The sequence below is a fragment of the Psychrobacillus insolitus genome (genome assembly GCF_003254155.1).
Taxonomy (GTDB): domain Bacteria; phylum Bacillota; class Bacilli; order Bacillales_A; family Planococcaceae; genus Psychrobacillus; species Psychrobacillus insolitus.
The window spans coordinates 145,544-163,357 of sequence record NZ_QKZI01000005.1 but is presented as its reverse complement, the minus strand read 5'-3'; the positions used below and the strand labels follow the sequence as shown (position 1 = coordinate 163,357).

At 35.8% G+C, this 17,814-nt stretch carries 21 protein-coding genes; 9 read left to right on the top strand and 12 right to left on the bottom strand.

Annotation, left to right across the window (positions count from 1 at the left end; all coding sequences use genetic code 11):
- Nucleotides 1-112 precede the first annotated feature (112 nt).
- The 4 genes from C7437_RS17465 to C7437_RS12225 all read right to left on the bottom strand — a co-directional run bounded on the left by C7437_RS17465 (nt 113) and on the right by C7437_RS12225 (nt 2,555).
- Nucleotides 113-220, bottom strand: a complete 108-nt coding sequence (locus tag C7437_RS17465) for a deoxyribodipyrimidine photo-lyase (protein ID WP_111440015.1) — start codon at nt 218-220, stop codon at nt 113-115.
- Nucleotides 221-922 (bottom strand): ABC transporter ATP-binding protein, encoded by a 702-nt coding sequence (locus tag C7437_RS12235; protein ID WP_111440014.1) that lies wholly within the window; start codon nt 920-922, stop codon nt 221-223.
- Between the two features lie 4 nt (nt 923-926).
- Nucleotides 927-1,997, bottom strand: a complete 1,071-nt coding sequence (locus C7437_RS12230) for an ABC transporter permease (RefSeq protein WP_111440013.1) — start codon at nt 1,995-1,997, stop codon at nt 927-929.
- Nucleotides 1,998-2,099: 102 nt separating this feature from the next.
- Nucleotides 2,100-2,555: a hypothetical protein gene (locus C7437_RS12225; protein ID WP_111440012.1), complete on the bottom strand. Its 456-nt coding sequence runs from the start codon at nt 2,553-2,555 to the stop codon at nt 2,100-2,102.
- Between the two features lie 154 nt (nt 2,556-2,709).
- Here C7437_RS12225 and C7437_RS12220 point away from each other — a divergent pair, with 154 nt between their 5' ends.
- Entirely contained in the window at nt 2,710-3,609 is a 900-nt protein-coding gene (locus C7437_RS12220; protein ID WP_111440011.1) for a MerR family transcriptional regulator, read from the top strand.
- Between the two features lie 98 nt (nt 3,610-3,707).
- Here the strand turns inward: C7437_RS12220 and C7437_RS12215 are convergent, their stop codons facing one another.
- The 3 genes from C7437_RS12215 to C7437_RS12205 all read right to left on the bottom strand — a co-directional run bounded on the left by C7437_RS12215 (nt 3,708) and on the right by C7437_RS12205 (nt 6,562).
- Nucleotides 3,708-5,423, bottom strand: coding sequence for a GMC family oxidoreductase (locus tag C7437_RS12215; protein WP_111440010.1), 1,716 nt, complete (start codon nt 5,421-5,423; stop codon nt 3,708-3,710).
- A gap of 46 nt (nt 5,424-5,469) precedes the next feature.
- Nucleotides 5,470-6,225 carry a gluconate 2-dehydrogenase subunit 3 family protein gene (locus tag C7437_RS12210; protein ID WP_111440009.1) on the bottom strand — a complete coding sequence of 252 codons (756 nt, stop codon included), beginning with the start codon at nt 6,223-6,225 and terminating at the stop codon, nt 5,470-5,472.
- A 79-nt stretch (nt 6,226-6,304) separates the two neighbouring features.
- A complete protein-coding gene (locus C7437_RS12205; protein ID WP_111440008.1) occupies nt 6,305-6,562 on the bottom strand; it encodes a hypothetical protein in 258 nt (85 codons plus the stop codon).
- A 326-nt stretch (nt 6,563-6,888) separates the two neighbouring features.
- On the opposite strand from C7437_RS12205, the gene tatA reads away from it, so the two are divergent.
- The 3 genes from tatA to C7437_RS12190 all read left to right on the top strand — a co-directional run bounded on the left by tatA (nt 6,889) and on the right by C7437_RS12190 (nt 8,468).
- Nucleotides 6,889-7,092, top strand: coding sequence for a twin-arginine translocase TatA/TatE family subunit (gene tatA / locus C7437_RS12200; RefSeq protein ID WP_111440007.1), 204 nt, complete (start codon nt 6,889-6,891; stop codon nt 7,090-7,092).
- Between the two features lie 369 nt (nt 7,093-7,461).
- A complete protein-coding gene (gene fabI, locus C7437_RS12195) occupies nt 7,462-8,241 on the top strand; it encodes an enoyl-ACP reductase FabI (protein ID WP_111440006.1) in 780 nt (259 codons plus the stop codon).
- 23 nt (nt 8,242-8,264) lie between these two features.
- Entirely contained in the window at nt 8,265-8,468 is a 204-nt protein-coding gene (locus C7437_RS12190; protein WP_111440005.1) for a helix-hairpin-helix domain-containing protein, read from the top strand.
- Nucleotides 8,469-8,506: 38 nt separating this feature from the next.
- Here C7437_RS12190 and C7437_RS12185 read toward each other — a convergent pair whose 3' ends face one another.
- Nucleotides 8,507-9,664, bottom strand: a complete 1,158-nt coding sequence (locus tag C7437_RS12185; protein WP_111440004.1) for an acyl-CoA dehydrogenase family protein — start codon at nt 9,662-9,664, stop codon at nt 8,507-8,509.
- Between the two features lie 177 nt (nt 9,665-9,841).
- Here C7437_RS12185 and C7437_RS12180 point away from each other — a divergent pair, with 177 nt between their 5' ends.
- Entirely contained in the window at nt 9,842-11,170 is a 1,329-nt protein-coding gene (locus C7437_RS12180) for an FAD-dependent oxidoreductase (RefSeq protein ID WP_111440003.1), read from the top strand.
- A 75-nt stretch (nt 11,171-11,245) separates the two neighbouring features.
- On the opposite strand, the gene C7437_RS12175 is transcribed toward C7437_RS12180, so the two are convergent.
- The 3 genes from C7437_RS12175 to C7437_RS12165 all read right to left on the bottom strand — a co-directional run bounded on the left by C7437_RS12175 (nt 11,246) and on the right by C7437_RS12165 (nt 13,273).
- Entirely contained in the window at nt 11,246-12,094 is an 849-nt protein-coding gene (locus C7437_RS12175) for a DegV family protein (protein ID WP_111440002.1), read from the bottom strand.
- A gap of 199 nt (nt 12,095-12,293) precedes the next feature.
- The gene (locus C7437_RS12170) at nt 12,294-12,767 is read right to left on the bottom strand and encodes a VanZ family protein (RefSeq protein ID WP_111440001.1); all 474 of its coding nucleotides are present in this window, start codon (nt 12,765-12,767) and stop codon (nt 12,294-12,296) included.
- Between the two features lie 71 nt (nt 12,768-12,838).
- Nucleotides 12,839-13,273: an NUDIX hydrolase gene (locus tag C7437_RS12165; RefSeq protein WP_111440000.1), complete on the bottom strand. Its 435-nt coding sequence runs from the start codon at nt 13,271-13,273 to the stop codon at nt 12,839-12,841.
- Nucleotides 13,274-13,519: 246 nt separating this feature from the next.
- Here C7437_RS12165 and C7437_RS12160 point away from each other — a divergent pair, with 246 nt between their 5' ends.
- The 4 genes from C7437_RS12160 to C7437_RS12145 all read left to right on the top strand — a co-directional run bounded on the left by C7437_RS12160 (nt 13,520) and on the right by C7437_RS12145 (nt 17,079).
- Nucleotides 13,520-15,115: a DUF2339 domain-containing protein gene (locus C7437_RS12160; RefSeq protein WP_111439999.1), complete on the top strand. Its 1,596-nt coding sequence runs from the start codon at nt 13,520-13,522 to the stop codon at nt 15,113-15,115.
- Nucleotides 15,116-15,235: 120 nt separating this feature from the next.
- Nucleotides 15,236-15,751, top strand: a complete 516-nt coding sequence (locus C7437_RS12155) for a DUF2179 domain-containing protein (protein WP_111439998.1) — start codon at nt 15,236-15,238, stop codon at nt 15,749-15,751.
- Between the two features lie 81 nt (nt 15,752-15,832).
- Nucleotides 15,833-16,261: a DUF1801 domain-containing protein gene (locus tag C7437_RS12150; protein ID WP_111439997.1), complete on the top strand. Its 429-nt coding sequence runs from the start codon at nt 15,833-15,835 to the stop codon at nt 16,259-16,261.
- Nucleotides 16,262-16,356: 95 nt separating this feature from the next.
- A complete protein-coding gene (locus C7437_RS12145; protein ID WP_111439996.1) occupies nt 16,357-17,079 on the top strand; it encodes a YebC/PmpR family DNA-binding transcriptional regulator in 723 nt (240 codons plus the stop codon).
- A gap of 62 nt (nt 17,080-17,141) precedes the next feature.
- On the opposite strand, the gene C7437_RS12140 is transcribed toward C7437_RS12145, so the two are convergent.
- Nucleotides 17,142-17,561 carry a DUF4395 domain-containing protein gene (locus tag C7437_RS12140; protein WP_111439995.1) on the bottom strand — a complete coding sequence of 140 codons (420 nt, stop codon included), beginning with the start codon at nt 17,559-17,561 and terminating at the stop codon, nt 17,142-17,144.
- Nucleotides 17,562-17,814: the final 253 nt, after the last annotated feature.

Genomic DNA, 17,814 nt, shown 5'->3' with positions numbered 1-17,814 from the left:
TATATTGTATTTTACGAAAAATATAAATAAACCACGAGCTAAAAATTCTAAGCCCGTGGTTTATTTAATGACTTTATATGTTTCAAGAGCACGTAGCCTTGCACTTGCATGATCAACAATTGGAACTGGTATACATAGCTATAGCATTTGGGGCTTCCCACAGTGCAGGATGATCATGTAAGCGAAGATCTTTTCTAAACCATACTATGATTTTTTTCACTTAAGATGTTTTCAACTCTTCGGATTCCTGTTTTTCCTGAAGTTTTAAAATCCCATCTGTCATTTTATATACTTTGTCACAGTAGTCGATTAAGCGAATATCATGTGTTACGACAATTGTTGTTGTATCATTGCTCTTCGTTTCTTTTTTCAAAAGTTCCATAACTTCATATGCACGCTCCGAGTCTAAAGATGCAGTTGGTTCATCCGCTAGAATAATGGAAGGTTTACTATATAAGGCTTTAGCAATGGCAACACGTTGACGTTCACCACCGGATAAGTCGGCAGGATATTTTTTACGTAAATCACTGATCCCAAGGTCTTCATATAATTTGTCTAATTCTTTTTTAGTCATATTGTCTTTTTTCACATTGTCGAGTAACTTCATTTGATTATCCACTGTTAGAAATGGGACCAAGTTAGATGCTTGTAAAATGAAACCAATTTCTTTTAATCTCACTTTAGAACGTGATTTTTCATTCATGTTAGAAAGATTTTGATCATTAATGATAATTTCACCGCTAGATGGACTTTGTAAGCCACCTGCGATTGTTAAAAAGGTACTCTTACCAGATCCAGAGGGCCCAATTATGGCGATGAGCTCTCCTTTTTCAGCGGTAAAGTCTGTTTCCTTCATAGCATCTACTTGTTTATGTCCTGAGCCAAATGTTTTTTTCGCTTTGTTTAATTCAATAATAGCCATGTATTTATCCTCCTATCGCTTTAAGCGGGTCAATTTTAACAATCGTTAACACTGAGAATACTGCTCCAAGAATGGCAACAACAATGAGCACTAGCCCGTAAATAATCATAGTAGGTATATCAAAAGCAACTGGTACGGCACTTGGTAAAAATGCACCAGTTAATAATGTTAAACCGAATCCAACAACTACACCTATTACAGCGAGTAAGAATGTCTGAGCAACAACAGAACGAGATAAGTATCCATTCGAAATACCTTGTGCTTTCATAACGCCAAACATACTAATTTTTTGCACGGTTAAGACATATAAGAAAATAGCTACGATAACAGATGAAATAGCGAACAAGAAGTAAATCATAAAGTTCAATGTTAAACTTTGTTCCGTATAGCCTGGTAGGTTTTCGATAAATGTTTCCGCTTCAATTACTTCTAGATCATCATTTGATGTAGTGATGGATTCAACGTCATCTCCGCGTATAACAATTCCGTTGATTTGGTCTTTATTTTCTTCTGAACCTTCGCCAAACTTCACTTTTTGGAAGGTAGACAGCTCACCATATAAAACTGGAGCAGCGTTAAATCGTGCACTATCTGTGAAACCAACAATAGTTAATTTTTCTTCAGTAGAAGATAATGCCAGTTCATCCCCAATTTTAAATCCATCGTCTTGTAGGGTATCACTAGCAATGACTTCATTTTCGTTTGTAAATACATCGCCTTCCGTTACTTCGGGCATGATAAATTCATCTGGATTAATACCGAAAAGGGAAATGTTTTGTTTTAGTTCACCACTTGTTGCAATGGCATTTAATTGTCCAAGTACAGCAGTTTCTTTTCCCTTGATTGTATTTAACTCATCGGTGGTAATAGAAGATTGTGGTAAGCTCTTATCTGATTCTACATTTAATACAATTGCTGTTGCATCCCATTTGTCTACGGCTTCACGGTTTAAACTAGCGAGACCAGTTGCGAGTCCGGAGAGGAAAAACACCAGATACGATACTAACATCAGTACACCTATGATTAAGGTGAAACGCAATTTATTTTTTTTGATTTCATTCCAAGCTAAAAACATGTAGTCACATCCCATATCATTATTTTAATATGTTAATAATACCATAAACAAAAACGTTTGTCTAACGTTTGTATAACGACAAACTCTAAAAAGTTATACGATTTAGGGTTTAGATGCAAATTTCTCTCTCTTAATATATAAAATGGCCAATATTAAACCAAATAAAACGTGGCCAGCTAACCAATAAGTGAGGGATGGGATACTCGTAATTGGTGGTGTTCGAGTGGATAGGGCTGTCGTTGGGAACAATAGTAATCCAATAAGAAAAGATATGCCTGTGTAAAAGAGAAGGACTTTATTTGGAAGTTCTATTTTTAAATAGGCTATGAAGATAGAAAGACATATGCTTAGAACGATAGATACAATGAGGTGAAAAGAAACTTCTACAATTTCAGGGAAATTAAATTGATTGACGAATGGAATATAGTCAACATTTAATAGAAGTGTATATACTTTATAATCACTCAAATACTCCACTAATTTTAAGAAAAAGGTCAATACTATACCGGCTAATAGTCCTTCTAAAGCTGCTTTTGTTAAATGGTTAAATTTTGACATGGAGAGACCCCTTTCATACGGCATTTTATTTATTATAAACAACTATCCACTTTTTCGTCAAATTGTTGTATAATGTTTTGTGGGTGAACATTATACTGGTTGTATGTAAAACGCAAACTACTCAATATAGGTATAGGCTGAAAGGGTGAAAAAAATGGTTCAATCACGCGCAGGCGGATATTATAATATACAACAAGTTGCAGATGTCACAGGTTTGTCTAAGCAAGTGATACGCAAATGGGAAGAACGGTATGAGCTTGTTCAGCCAGATAGGTTAGATAATGGCTATAGAATATATAGTGAAAAAGATGTAAATATATTACTGAAGGTAAAAACACTCTCCGAGCAAGGATATTCTATTAAACAAGCTGTTATTCTCGTAAAAGAAGACGGAAATGAGCCAAAACAAGAGTTTAAAACAAAGAGCGTGGATTATGAAGGGTTTAATGATTATGTATTACAATTACTCGAAAAAGGAACGAATTGTGATGAGATTGAACTGAATCTTATTTTGCAACAAGGATACAATCATTATGGACTTGAAAGGTTTTTGACACAAGTAGTAAGACCATTTTTAAAAGAAGTAGGGAATAGATGGGTAAGAAAGGAATGGGACGAGTATCAAGAGTCTGTTTCTAGCATGGTAACACGAGATTTCTTGGTGCAAATACGAAGAAATTATCAATACAGAGAAGATGCTCCTTTAATATTAGGTACATGTCTTCCAAGTGAGCATCATGAAATTCCATTGCATATTATTTTGCTTCAATTTATGATGCGAGGTTGGAAAGTTATATTGGTCGGTGCTTCACCAGCTCCTGGTTCTATAGAAGCACTTGTCCAAAAGCTAAAACCTAGCATTGTATTATTATCAGCATCAACTACGCTTCCATTTGAAGAGAATCCAGAGCTTTTACCAAAGCTAGATCAATTTGCAACAGAGAATGACACGGTTAAATTCTTCATCGGTGGTGCAGGATCTGTTAGATATGTAGCTGATAAAAAACTGCAAACAATTCGAGTGGCAAATTCGATTGAAGAAGTATTAAGTTAGAATTGAAAAAGCTACCAGTTCCCTCTAGTAAGGGGGCTGGTAGCTTTTCAAGTTGATTGCTAATTCTATTAATAGAGATTTATTATTTTATATTTTTATTAAATTAAAGATCCGCCTTTTTCCATATACTTAAGAATACCTTCAGCTGCACGGTAAGATAATGCACCTACTGTACCAGTTGGGTTGTATCCAGCATTTTGCGGGAAAGAAGATGCCCCTACAACAAATAGATTTTCTACGTCCCACATTTGAGAGTAATTGTTTACTGCAGAAGTTTCAGGATCAGCACCCATAATTACACCACCAGTGTTATGAGTAGATTGATATTCAGCTACGTTGTATGGCCCAAGGTCTCCACTAACATCAACATGATCAGCACCCATCTCTTTAAGGATCGCTTCACACTTAGTAGCCATGAACTTCGTCAATTGACGATCTTGTTCTTCGAAGTCAAAAGTAATTCGTACTAATGGATCACCAAAAGCATCGTTATAAGTAGGATCAAGGTCAAGGAAATGCTGTTTATAAGCCATAGAAGCACCTTCACCACTTACAGTTAAAGAAGCATTTGTATATTTTAAAGAGGCGTTTTTAAAATCTTTACCCCAAGATTTAGTACCCGATGGAACTTGGTTGTTTGCAATAGGTCTTTGTCCTGTTTGACCAAGTATAATCATCCCACCGTGAATGAAATCTAAATCAGTATGATCGAAGTTATCCCCGTTAAAGTCATCGATAATCATTCCTAAACCGCCGGCTCCAGCAAAGTTGTTGAATTTATGATCATCGAAGAATCCAGTTGCTCTCCCTTTACGAATTTGGTAAGCATAGTTTTTCCCGATAACTCCTGTACCTGTAGTTGGATCGTAAGGACGTCCAATTCCAGAAAGTAATAGAAGACGAACGTTTGAAAATACATATCCTGATAATACGACAACATCCGCTGGTTGCTCAAATTCTTCTCCAGTAATTAAGTCTGTGTATAGAACACCTGTAGCTTTTCCGTTTGAGTATAAAATACGACGTACTTCAGAATGTGGACGAATTTCAAAGTTACCCGTGGCTTTTGCAACTGGCAGTACAGTTACACCAGGTTCTGCTTTTGCTCCGTATTCACAGCCGAAACGCTCACAGAATCCACAATATTGGCAAGCTGCTCGAGAAATTCCATCTGGGTTTGTATAATTTTCCGATAGATTGGCAGATGGTTGTACATACGGATGGTAACCCATTCGTTTTGTAGCATCATCAAATAAACGCATTGCTTCTGTTTTTTTCATCGCTGGAGTAGGGAACGGGTTAGAGCGTTTTCCACCTAGTGGATTGTCTTCCCCAGAAATCCCTGCCATTTTTTCGTATTGATCATAGTAAGGCTCGATTTCATCATACGTAATACCCCAGTCTTGAATAGTCATATCGGCAGGTATTTTATCTACTCCATATTTTTCAATGGTTTTTGTACGCATTTCAAAATCATATGGAAGGAAACGGAAGTTTTGACCATTCCAGTGTGCTCCAGAACCACCAACACCGACACCAAGTAAGAATGAACCATAAGATCTCATAGGAAGAGAACGCATTTTATCATTATTACGGAAAGTAATTGTTTCTTTTGAAAGATCTTGCATCATTTCATGTCGAACCGCATATCTAAGCTCATCATGTGCCATAAAATAATCTTCTGTTTTTCTCTCTTTACCACGTTCTAATCCAACAACTTTTTTACCTTCTTTTGTTAGCTCAGCTGCGATGATACCAGCGGACCAGCCAACACCTATTGTGACAACATCTACTTTAGGTAATTTTGTTACCATTATTATTTCCTCCTCAATCGTCAATCTCTATATTATTACGATTCTATTAATGTTTGTGCTGAGAGTTTAATGCCATTGGTTCAATCTTAGTAAATTCTTTTTCAATGATATTAACAAAGCTCATCTGATGGCCTGGGAAGTTTTTCATCTTCCAACCTTCCATATTTGCATTACCACCGTATAATGGATCAGCGTAAGCACCTTCAATTGTTGCTGTTCTTAGGACTCCGAAGAAGTGAGCGGAAGATATTCCTTTAAGCTTCACGTTTCCATCAGCGAACTCGGATAATATTGCATCTTGTTCTTCTTCTGAAAGATCTATGAAAGACTTTTCATATGTTTTTAAGCTTTGATCTTCTATTCCTTTTAAACCAATTTCGAAGATTTGTTGACGGTTTTGACGACCTTGATAGCCTTGAGTAGCTTCACCAGGGAAGAAAGGACCAGATGAATATTCTTTTGATCCCATTCCCCACGCACCTGAAAGTTGGTGGTCAATATAATAGGCAACAAGTAATTCTTTCGCTCCGGGACCGTTTTCATCTTTCGGGAAAATTCTCTCAGAAGCAGCCTCCGTTATACGATACTGATCAGGTGTAAAGTACATTAAAGCGATGTTTGCATTAGAAGCAGTGGCTTCGGAGTGTACAGCTGTTTCTTGAGTTTGTGTAGAGGAATCTTTTCCTAAAAGTGATCCAAGTGCCCCACCTAGGACTACCCCACCAACTGTTAATCCAGAATTTTTGATGAAAGTACGTCTAGAAGAACGCTTATCTAAAATTGGAACATTTTTTTCTGACATTATAAAACCTCCTGATTGAAATGATTAAATAGTCTATTAATATACTTAACTAGGTAAATATGGAATTTTAAAAATCTGTTTAGTGAACAATTGATTGCCAGTTATATACGATAGAAAATAAAGCAGTAAATACGAGTAAAGAGGCAATAAAGTATGTATGTTTATTTCCTGTCCAGCATAGAACGATAATAGAAAGACCAATTCCTGAGCCTAATAATGCAAACCATGGAAAGGCGTTATTAGTGAAGAATAGAAATAATGCAAAATCAGCCACTATAAATAATGCAAGTAGCATTTGATTTAGAATTTTCATTTCTTCCAAATTGTACTGTGTCAAATTTCTTTTCCTTTCTCTTAAAAAAAGCAGATTTAGTATTTTTAGTAATCAAAAAAATAGTGATACAAAACAACCTCACTCATTCTACTACACTTCCTTCATAACTTGTACACATATGCTTAACAATTTGTACACACTTCTTTCACATTTGTTTTTAAAATGAATGTTTGTTATTTTCTGGTGATAACATTCGTAACACTTGTATTTACAAATTGAAACGAAGGAGTATAATGTGTAATTGATACAAGACACCTTATATTTTTAAATAACAACAACTTATTGCATATTCGCCAATTGATAAATAAACAACAATGGGGGGAAATACCATGCCAAATATCGGCGTACCAGGTTTAATAATTATACTTATCATTGCATTAATCGTCTTTGGCCCGGCCAAATTACCTCAGTTAGGTAGAGCAGCTGGAGAAACATTGAAGGAATTTAAAAACTCTACAAAAGGTATTGTTGACGATGTAGCAGTCGAATTCAAATTAGATGATAAAGATGCAGAAGTAAAAAAGAAAGACTAGTACAAAAAGGGATTTGAGCTTCATTGCTCAAGTCCCTTTTTTTGAGGATAAGAAAGTATATAAAATTTCTGCATAATATGTCTAGCTCCAGCGCCTTGCCCCTCGGGGTCAAATGTGGAATCACTGCGGTGGCTGAGGAGCTGCCTCCTCGTGATTCCACATTTGCCTGTCGGGGCAGTGATAGGCGCTTGCGCTTTTCTCGGTAATCCTGTCATTAGTATCTGTGCGACGTTCTGGGAAAACGATCGTTTTCAAAACTCCTAAAAAGATAAATTGAATAGTACAAAACAAATCAAATATGTTATGATAAATTTAGTAACTGGTACTAATATTAGGTATAATATAGTAGAAAAATAACTGGAGGTACTTATGAGAGACTTAATTCAATTGAAAGATAAGAATATTGTCGTAATGGGTGTTGCAAATGAACGTAGCCTAGCTTGGGGAGTTGCAAAGTCCCTTTTTGAAGTAGGAGCAAATGTTATTTTTACTTACCGTAAAGAGCGTTCTTTAGGAAAGCTGGAAAAGTTATTGAAGGATAATAGTTTAGAAGCGAAGTTAATAGTTGAATGCGACGTAAATAGCGATGAAAGTATAAAAGCTGCTTTCCAACATATAGGAAAAGAAGCGGGAGTAATCCACGGTGTTGTACACTCTGTTGCTTTTGCTCATGCAGAAGATTTAAAAGGAGACTTTATCAATACATCTAGAGATGGTTATGCATTTGCACAAGATACGAGTGCATATTCACTTATTGCTGCAGCAAGAGAAGCATCTCCATTCATGACAGAAGGCGGTTCTCTAGTAACAATGACTTATCTAGGAGCTGAGCGTGTATTAGAAGGATATAACGTGATGGGAATTGCAAAAGCATCATTAGAAGCTTCTGTTAAATACTTGGCGTTAGATCTAGGGAAAAATAATATTCGTGTCAATGCCATTTCTGCTGGAGCAGTTCGTACATTAGCTGCGAAGGGCATTTCTTCTTTTAACACAATCTTGCATAAAATTGAGGAAACAGCTCCGTTAAAACGTAATGTGACACAAGAAGAAGTAGGGGACATGACTGTTGCACTTCTAAGTAATTTATCAAGTGGCGTAACAGGAGAAATCGTGTACGTGGATGCTGGATATAATATTATGGGGTAACCTCAAAAAGAGGTGAGAATGCGATGATCAACCAAAATGGTTTTGAAAAAATACTCGCAAAGCCTGCGCAAAGAGCACTTGCAAGAGCAAATGTTGAAAACTGGGAGCAATTATCGAAGTTTACAGTAGCAGAGATTATGGAGCTACATGGTATTGGGAAAAATGCTTTCACGAAACTTCAAGCTGCTCTTGAGGCAAAAGGATTATCATTTGCACAGAAAAAATAATAAAACCGGATGGAGACACTAGTCTCCATCCGGTTTTATTATTGTAGGTCTTCTTCAAGAGCTGTTAAAGCTAATTTTTTTATTGTCATGTCATCCATAGGAGGGTTATGTAGTCCTGCACGAACATCCCTGTAGTAGCGCTGTAATGGATTTGTTCGTTGTAAGCTTTTTGCTCCAACTAAACGCATTGCTTTATCGACGATTGTAATGGCTGAATTTGTCACAATATGTTTGGCAGCGCCAATTTCATTGGACAATAAGTTCCTAGAACTTTCATTGTCATATGCAGAAGCAACCCCATATATTATAAATCTAGCTTTTGTTAGTTCTAAGTCAATTTCACCTATTAGTTGTTGAACATTAGGTAACTTTGCAATTGGTCCATTTAAGCTATTCGGCGCATGCGTATTAGCGAAGTGAACTGCGTAATCACGAGCAGCTTGTGCAACTCCAAGATAAGTAGCTGGAATATGAAGTAACCAGCCATTGGGTTTCCCCCCACTTGAAAATTCAGGGAGTTCTACTAAATCTGATTCATGAACAACAACATCCTTAAGGATTAAGTCATTGCTACTTGTACCCCGCATGGAGATAACATCCCAAGTATCTTCTATAGAAACCCCTTCTGTATCTCGATGAATAAGGAAGAAGCCAACTTTTTGTTCTTCTTCAATCCAAGCGGAAGTTAAAAAGTATGTTAATACAGGTGAGGCAGTTGTGAATATTTTCCTTCCATTAAGTACCCAATTATTCCCATCTTTTACTGCAGCTGTACCGGGACGACCGCCTCGTGTCGGACTACCCGTTTGTGTTTCACTTACAGAGCGGTTTACTAGGGCTCCATTCAAAATTTCTTTTGCAAAGAAATTTAATTTATCCTGAGTCCAAAGTTTATTCTCGAAGAGGTCTCCAACTACTCCCAAACTCCATCCAATTGATAAGGCAGTGTTTGCATCGTAGCTTGCAATTGTTTCTTGTAGAAGGACCATGTCGTAAACAGTAAGACCTTCGCCATTATACTCTTTAGGTAATGTAACACTTGAATAGCCAAGACTCACTAAATCTTGAATGTTTTCTTTAGGGAAAATAGATAGTTCATCAATTTCAGCTGATTTACTTGTAAATTTTTCTTTTAATTCAAATAGTCGATCTAACCAATTTTGTTGTGTTTCATTTTTAATAAATAGTTTCTTCATCTACACAATCTCCTTAACTAGTCGTCTCATAATAAATTGATAATTTAATTCTACTCCTATCAAAACCATAACTCAATTTAAGTTCTTAATGGTTTAGTGAGGATTGGATATTTTAGTTTCAGTATCTATTTAAATGGGTAATAATTGTAAATACTTATAATGTGGAGGGGAAGATTAATGCATTACGTAATTATTGGTGGAGATGCTGCAGGAATGAGTGCAGCCATGGAAATTGTAAGAAATGATAAAAATGCAAAAGTAACTACGTTAGAAAAAGGGCAGATCTATTCATATGGACAATGTGGGCTACCTTACGTAATAGGTGGACATATCCCATCTTCAACAGATGTTATTGCAAGAAGTGTAGAGTCGTTTCGAAGTAAATATGGAATTGATGCAAAAACAGGTTATGAAGTACTGAAAGTTGATCCGACAAAGAAAACAGTGTCAGGACAAATTTTGCAAACAAGAGATACATTTAACATAAAATACGATCGCTTATTAATAGCGACTGGAGCAAATCAGAACATCCTAAACTTAGAGGGAATCCATTTAAAAGGCATTCATACGATTAAAACAATACCAAATACAGAGGCTATTCTTGCAGATTTAGATGATGTCCAGCATGTAACAATTATTGGTGGGGGCTATATAGGGCTTGAAATGGCAGAGAATTTATCGGAAATCGGAAAAAAAGTTCGAATTATTCAACGTGGCAATCAATTAGCCAAGATTTTTGATGAAGACATGGCCTCCTTTATACATGATGAAGCGAAGAAATATCACGTAGAAGTCGTTTTCAATGAAGAAGTGCAGTCATTTACTGGAGAAAAACGTGTGAACACTGTCATAACGGACAAAGGAAGCTACTCGACTGATTTGGTAATATTGGCAATAGGTGTTCATCCAACGACAGGATTTCTAAAGGATTCGGGAATTGAAACAATAAAAAATGGTGCAATCGTCGTAAATAGTCATTTGGAAACAAATGTGGAAGGTATTTATGCAGCTGGAGATTGTGCAACACATTTCCACCGGATAAAACAAATCGATGATTATATCCCTCTCGGCACTACTGCGAACAAACAAGGAAGACTTGCAGGCTTAAATATGGTTGGACAAGTAAAAGAATTTAAAGGAATAGTTGGGACATCGATTATGAAGTTTTTTAATTTATCTCTTGGTAAAACAGGGCTTTCTGAAAAAGAAGCGGAGCAGTTAGGTATTTCATATGATGTTCATATACAACAAGCTACCGACATTGCTGGGTACTTCCCTGGAAATCAAATGATGCAGATCAAACTACTTTATGGTAAAGAGAACCAATTACTTTTAGGTGGACAAATAATAGGAGGAAATGGTGTAGATAAGAGAATCGATGTACTAGCGACAGCACTTTTCCATGAAATGACGCTACCTGATTTATTAGATTTAGATCTTGCTTATGCACCACCGTATAATGGTGTTTGGGATCCATTACAGCAATTAGCAAAGAGAAAATCATAGAATCGTGCGGGTCTCCAGAAGATACAACTTCTGAGCGTCATCCCTCCCTTTTTAGAATTGTCTCTAAAAAATGATTTAGTATCTAACCCAACTAAGACCCGTAGTACCCTCACCAGCATGTACACCAACGCAAGCACTGAGTGGTAGGACAATTACTTTTAGCTCTGGGAATTCCTGTAATAGCTCTTCATGCCAGGTTTCAGCATCTCTTGGATTGTTACAGTTAATGACTGCGACTTCTGGGACATTCGCTTTTTTCATGTCACTTCTAAGTAAATCGGTCACATATTTTTTCGCTCGTTTATTTCCACGAACTTTTTCTTTCATGACAACGCTACCATTATCGAATGAAATGACTACTTTAATATTTAATAGACTACTTAAAAATGCTTGTGTACCTGATACACGTCCACTTTTATGCAGTTGATTTAGGCTAGATGGTATGAAAGATAACTCGGAATTCTTAGTCATATTTTCAATATGTTCAACTACTTCTTCTACATCAGTGCCATTTTCAATCAATTTTTGTCCAATTTCAATCATTTTAACCATGGGGTATGAGCCGATTTTTGAATCAATAGTGTAAACTTTAAAATCAGCCATTTGTGACGCTGAATGTGAGCTAGCAAAAGTGCCAGATAATCCACTTGAAACATGAACAGCTACCGCACAATCATAGCCCTGTTTTTTTAAATCCTCAAAAAGTTTGACCATCTCGCCAATAGCAGGCTGAGATGTTTTAGGGTGAACTTTTGCATCTCGCAGTTTGTCATAAAACTCATCATGAGTCATATCAACAGTTTCTTTGAAAGTGCCTTCTTTAAATACAATATTTAATGGTAACACATGTACGTTATGTTCTTTAATGAAAGTTTCATCTAATAGAGCAGCGGTATCTGTAATCCAAGCTATTTTCTTAGTCATATTGAAAAACTCCTATTTATATAGTGTATTAAATTTTATTTAATGTAATAGTTTCTTGTTAACGCTAATCTACACTATCAACTTTACGATTAATAGTGTCAGGTGTCATATTTTGTAGAAATTTGTTGAACTGTGACATATTTTGAACATATATATGAAAAGAATGAGTGAGTTTAATAATGAAAAAACCACTAAAGGATTAGACTTTAGTGGTTTTTCTATGTTTTATGAATTGAACACAGGTTAATAATAGAAGGGCGGTAATAGCACCGGCAGTGTCTAGCATTACATCTTGAGCAGTAGCGGTACGCCCGCTTGTTAATGATTGATGGTATTCATCTACAATGGCAAAAACTATCGTAAGAACTCCTGCGGCTAACGTTCGGAATGTAAACTTTGGCAAAGCAGCATAAACGGCAAGTGCTATGATCCCGAAATAAACGAAATGTGTACCTTTTCGAATCAAAAATTCAACGAAAGGATAATATCCCCGTTCTTCAATAGAAACGAGAATGCCCCAATAGGGAATTTCAAAAATAGCAAGAAAGGATTCCAACGGTTTGTTTGGAAGCCATTTTGTAAGTAGTGTTTCAAGTGATTGTTGTTCAGCTGATTGTCCAGATGAAATGAAAACGATGAATATCAAAATTAGAAGAGGAATTATTTTTTTCATATGAAAAGAGTAGCATAAAAAGAGAGGAGTTTCATTTTATTTCATCGGATTCAATCTTATCGAACTTGACTCTAATTACTAGGTGGAGAATCAGAGTCAAGTTTGCTATAGCGGGTTTGATCAAGAGAAATAATTTCTACAATTTCTTTGGGCCGTACGTCGAATGAAGAAAGGTCGTGAAGGTCCATCCAAATTGGCTCAAAGCCTCCTCTTTCAAGAGAGGGATGTGTGTACTCTTCTCCAGTACCAACTCCAAAAGTACCTCCAATAATGTCAGCAAGATAGTAATGTTGGGTGTTGCTGTAATTTAATACTTTAAACAATCGTTGAATTCTCACATGGACGCCTATTTCTTCATACGTTTCACGAATAGCTGCTTGTTCAGGGGTTTCGCCAGCTTCAATTCCACCACCAGGAAATACATAATAGGTCCTATTAGGTTTTGTTCTTTTTATTAATGCAACACGACCGTTTTCAATAATAATAGTGGCTCCACGATTTCTCATTTTTTCACCATCCTATTTGGACATAAAGTTACTTTTATTATATATTGAATAGCAATAAGAAGGAATTTTAAAGACTAAAGGGTGGATTAAATGAAGCCTGGCACTGTTAGAAATTATGATATCCCAAAATAAAGAGCTGTCGAATTGACGGCTCTTTTGTCATATATAAAGGTTTAGGAATAAAGGATATTCTCACCATTTGTCTAATACTATAGAGTAAGAGGTCACAACAAAAGGAGACATTATATGGAAGAGAATAAAATGATGGAAAAGCGACTAGAACAATTAGAAGAGCGGGTTCGTCTTTTAGAAGAGGGATTACAGCTCAGTAGCTCAATTGTTTATCCGGATAAGCAACAGCAACAATATGTAACCCAGGCAGAGAAAAAACCTGTAGAATGGGATATCCTTATTTTCCAAAAAATCCTCCCGCCATTATTTATTGTTGTGTTTATCATCGGAGTTCTTTGGGGCTTTAAAGCTGTTTCTGATTATGGTATTTTAACTGCACCAGTGAAAGTAATGCTAGGATATGTGGTTGGATTGGTGTTAATTGGATTAGGTGTGTGGCAAATAAAACAAAGTCGCAAAAGTTTGGGGCAAATGCTCTTAGGAGGAGCTATCCCTGTATTGATGCTGACCACTTTTGCTATGCATCAACTGTATGCTATGACAGGACCTACTACTTCCTTTTTGTTAAATATTCTATGGATTATGTTAGGGTTATTCTTTACGTATCGTTATAAATCACAGGGTATCGGAATAGTTTCTACTGTTGGAGGAGTATTTGTACCATTTTTAATAAAGAGTACTTCACCGAATATAGCTGTTTTTTCTTTTTATGAAGCCATTCTCTTTACGCTATTCTTATGGATTGCTTTAAGGCTTGGTTATAAATTGTTATTCTATGTTTCTGTAGTATTCCTACAAATTGCATTGATCACCTTTACTTTGTTTTCAGGGAATTTAGAAGAACATAAATTGCTTTATATATTACCTGTTTTCGTACAGCAAGGTGCGTTACTAATTGGAATTTTACTTTCCAAACAGATGTTAAGAGATTTAGCATACACACTTTTTTCTGTCATGCTAGTTTCGTTGATTTGGATTGAACTTATTTTCACGACCAACGAAGCATCTATTATTATCGTAATAATTGGACTTATATATGGTGCATGCTTGTATAAATACCAAAAGGATGTCATACGGACACCAATATTCATTGCGAATGCATCCTTAGCCTTGCTATATCTCGTACAGCTTCAATTAGAAGACTTGTTTTTCGAAGGACTAATTGGCTTAAGTCTCGTCTATTTATATGTTTATAAAAAATTCAATAACACGCTTCACATAATTCTTGCTACAATAGCCTATTTCTTCGCGTTGATGTATATCTCCAATTATTCAATTGACGATTGGTTATCATGGGGAATGCTCCACTGGATTGTGTTTTTAGTAGGAACGAGTTTTTTAGTGTATTATATTTCACTTAATAACAAGCAAAGCGTGGTCGTTCGAAATATTGGGGTGCCTTATTTTGCAGCTTTGTTTTTATATTTTTTATATATGATTGGTTCACTAGTGGCAGGTGACGTTGGAAGTAACTTAGAACGTGTATTTACTAGCGCATTATGGATTATAACGGCAGTTTTATTCATGCTATTGAGTGGTCGACTTTCGTTGCAACAAGGGAAGTACGTAGGTGTGGGAATCTTATTTTTCACCCTTGCAAAAATAATACTTTTTGATATTTCATTTGTAACTGTGCCAATCAAGGCGCTTCTCTTCATCGTTTTGGGAATTGTTGGTTTACTTGTTTCTCGAGTCTATTATAAAAAGTAAGACAAATGCTCTATTTATGTAAAATTTAAGTAAACCTAATTCCATTAAATGCGAACTCCTGTATAATGACTTGAAAGATGGAAGAAAGTCATTGTACAAAAGGGAGAAGTGAAAAATAGTATGGATTTTTCGATTATTTTATTAATCATCATTATAAATGTTGTTTATATGACTCTTACTACTTTACGACTTATTATGGTTATCAAAGGCTATAAAGTTGTTGCGTCATTATTATCGACGGTAGAAGTGTTTATATATCTTATGGGGTTAACGATTGTACTTGATAACCTAGACAATCCATGGAATATGGTTGCTTACTGTATTGGTTTTGGATTAGGAGTATATTGTGGAAGTATTATTGAAAGTCGCTTAGCGCTAGGTTATGTCGTATTTGATGTAATTGTTGATTCTTTAGAAATAGAACTACCTCTTCAAATTAGAGCAAAAGGCTATGGAGTAACATCATGGGTAGCGGATGGGAAAGATGGCAAACGACTGTGTATGAAAGTATTAGCAAAACGTAAAAATGAAATAAAGCTAAAAGATTATATTAAATCATTGTCTCCAAAAGCTTTCATCATTTCTTATGAGCCATCTAGATTTAACGGTGGATTCTTATTAAAATCAACTAAATAAAATGAGAAGAGTCTGTATTCTTTTAAGAATAGGCTCTTTTTCTTTTAGTAATAACGGTAGATTGGAAAGGAGAGGTGCTAATTGGCAAGGTATGAGCAGAAGACAAAGGAAACGGATCATGGTGTTGTGGAGTTCATTGAAAAGGTAGACAGTCCGAAAAAGCGGAAGGACGCATATAAACTTCTAGAAATTTTTGAGGAAACTTCAGGATTTGAGGCCAAAATGTGGGGACCAAGTATTATTGGATTTGGAACATATCATTATAAATATGCAACTGGTCATGAAGGGGATGCGCCGCTGGTTGGTTTCTCTCCAAGAAAAGCAAAAATTAGTCTGTACTTTGCAACTGGTGACACGGAACGCGAAGAAACATTAAAGAGATTTGGTAAATATACTTCAGGGAAATCATGCGTGTATATAAACAAAGTAGATGATATTGACGTAGAAGTTCTCAAAGAATTGATAAACCAATCTATTACGTTTTTACGAGATTTATACCCGAGCAACTGAGAAGTATTGGAAGTTAATGTAATAGTTTTGCTACTTAATGCAAAATTCATGTATAATATTACAGTATAAATTTAATTGGAAGAGAGTGGGATTTTATGGGTCGTAAGTGGAATAATATCAAAGAAAAGAAAGCTTCCAAGGATGCAAATACTAGCCGTATTTATGCGAAATTTGGACGTGAAATATACGTTGCTGCAAGACAAGGTGAACCTGATCCTACTTCTAACCAAGCATTAAAAGTAGTATTAGAGCGTGCAAAAACATACAGTGTGCCAAAGCATATTGTTGATAAAGCGATTGAAAAAGCAAAAGGTGGATCGGAAGAGAGCTTTGATGAACTTCGTTACGAAGGTTTTGGTCCAGGAGGTTCTATGGTAATCGTAGACGCGTTAACAAATAACGTAAACCGTACTGCATCTGATGTAAGAGCTGCATTTGGTAAAAATGGCGGTAATATGGGTGTAAGTGGTTCGGTTGCTTATATGTTTGACGCAACTGCTGTCATTGGGATTGAAGGGAAATCAGCGGATGATGTGTTAGAAATCTTGATGGAAGCGGACGTAGATGCTCGTGACATTTTAGAAGAAGAAGAAGATGCAGTAATCGTCTATGCAGAACCAGACCAATTTCATGCTGTACAAGAATCATTAAGAGATTCTGGAGTTACAGATTTTACTGTAGCTGAGCTAACAATGCTTGCGCAAAATGATCTAGTATTAGACGCAGATGACCTTGCACAATTTGAAAAAATGATTGATGCACTAGAAGATCTAGAAGACGTTCAACAGGTTTACCATAACGTAGACTTGGGAGAGTAATAGAAAAGAAAGCTAAGGATTTATTCTTAGCTTTCTTTTTTAATACATAAGATTGGTTTTTTTCATGACACTGTATTTTTTCTTCTATAATTCCATTGTTGGTATTGGAAACGAACGAAACAGCCAACACAGAATCCTAAAATTGCGATGAGTGCTGCTAAACCGACCATAACAGTTGCGATATTAAATAATACTATCTGGTTTAATATAAAACTAAGACTAGCAACAAATAAAAAGCCAACAGCTAACCACTGATTGAATCGAAGTTGCGCACGGTCCTCTTGAATATATTGATTTGCTGGCTTAGATAAAAAGCGTTTTACAACTACTAAAATTGGATGGAATCCAGTCAAGAGACTAGAGAGATTTGCGATTAATGGAATGAGTAAAATCCACGCAGATTGTGTGATAAGCGCAATAATGACAGATAAAACAATAGTCCATTGATTGGCCATTACTAAAGGCTTTGGAATTGTTTTCATACTAAAACCTACTTTTCTTATGGGATTTATTTTCATTATATGATTAAATGTCGAGAATGTAAATAAATTAATCTTTTTATCTTGCTATTTCCCGGGAAATTGTCAAAATGAGCTAGAATTCAACAAGTAATAAGCTTGGATTTTGAGCATTAGACTTTCTAAATATCCATTCAGGTATAATGATTTACTTTTCAAAAAATTAGATAAAAACGCTTGATAATAAGTGATTTTTCACAATAATTCCTGTACAATT

Excerpts from the sequence above, each read along its gene's own strand:
- C7437_RS12185 (WP_111440004.1), bottom strand. The coding sequence starts at position 9,664 with ATGAAGAAACTATTTATTAAAAATGAAACACAACAAAATTGGTTAGAT.
- C7437_RS12210 (WP_111440009.1), bottom strand. The coding sequence starts at position 6,225 with ATGTCAGAAAAAAATGTTCCAATTTTAGATAAGCGTTCTTCTAGACGT.
- C7437_RS12180 (WP_111440003.1), top strand. The coding sequence starts at position 9,842 with ATGCATTACGTAATTATTGGTGGAGATGCTGCAGGAATGAGTGCAGCC.
- C7437_RS12145 (WP_111439996.1), top strand. The coding sequence starts at position 16,357 with ATGGGTCGTAAGTGGAATAATATCAAAGAAAAGAAAGCTTCCAAGGAT.
- C7437_RS12170 (WP_111440001.1), bottom strand. The coding sequence starts at position 12,767 with ATGAAAAAAATAATTCCTCTTCTAATTTTGATATTCATCGTTTTCATT.
- C7437_RS12160 (WP_111439999.1), top strand. The coding sequence starts at position 13,520 with ATGGAAGAGAATAAAATGATGGAAAAGCGACTAGAACAATTAGAAGAG.
- C7437_RS12155 (WP_111439998.1), top strand. The coding sequence starts at position 15,236 with ATGGATTTTTCGATTATTTTATTAATCATCATTATAAATGTTGTTTAT.
- tatA (WP_111440007.1), top strand. The coding sequence starts at position 6,889 with ATGCCAAATATCGGCGTACCAGGTTTAATAATTATACTTATCATTGCA.
- fabI (WP_111440006.1), top strand. The coding sequence starts at position 7,462 with ATGAGAGACTTAATTCAATTGAAAGATAAGAATATTGTCGTAATGGGT.
- C7437_RS12215 (WP_111440010.1), bottom strand. The coding sequence starts at position 5,423 with ATGGTAACAAAATTACCTAAAGTAGATGTTGTCACAATAGGTGTTGGC.
- C7437_RS12190 (WP_111440005.1), top strand. The coding sequence starts at position 8,265 with ATGATCAACCAAAATGGTTTTGAAAAAATACTCGCAAAGCCTGCGCAA.
- C7437_RS12230 (WP_111440013.1), bottom strand. The coding sequence starts at position 1,997 with ATGTTTTTAGCTTGGAATGAAATCAAAAAAAATAAATTGCGTTTCACC.
- C7437_RS12140 (WP_111439995.1), bottom strand. The coding sequence starts at position 17,561 with ATGAAAACAATTCCAAAGCCTTTAGTAATGGCCAATCAATGGACTATT.
- C7437_RS12165 (WP_111440000.1), bottom strand. The coding sequence starts at position 13,273 with ATGAGAAATCGTGGAGCCACTATTATTATTGAAAACGGTCGTGTTGCA.
- C7437_RS12220 (WP_111440011.1), top strand. The coding sequence starts at position 2,710 with ATGGTTCAATCACGCGCAGGCGGATATTATAATATACAACAAGTTGCA.
- C7437_RS12235 (WP_111440014.1), bottom strand. The coding sequence starts at position 922 with ATGGCTATTATTGAATTAAACAAAGCGAAAAAAACATTTGGCTCAGGA.
- C7437_RS12175 (WP_111440002.1), bottom strand. The coding sequence starts at position 12,094 with ATGACTAAGAAAATAGCTTGGATTACAGATACCGCTGCTCTATTAGAT.
- C7437_RS12225 (WP_111440012.1), bottom strand. The coding sequence starts at position 2,555 with ATGTCAAAATTTAACCATTTAACAAAAGCAGCTTTAGAAGGACTATTA.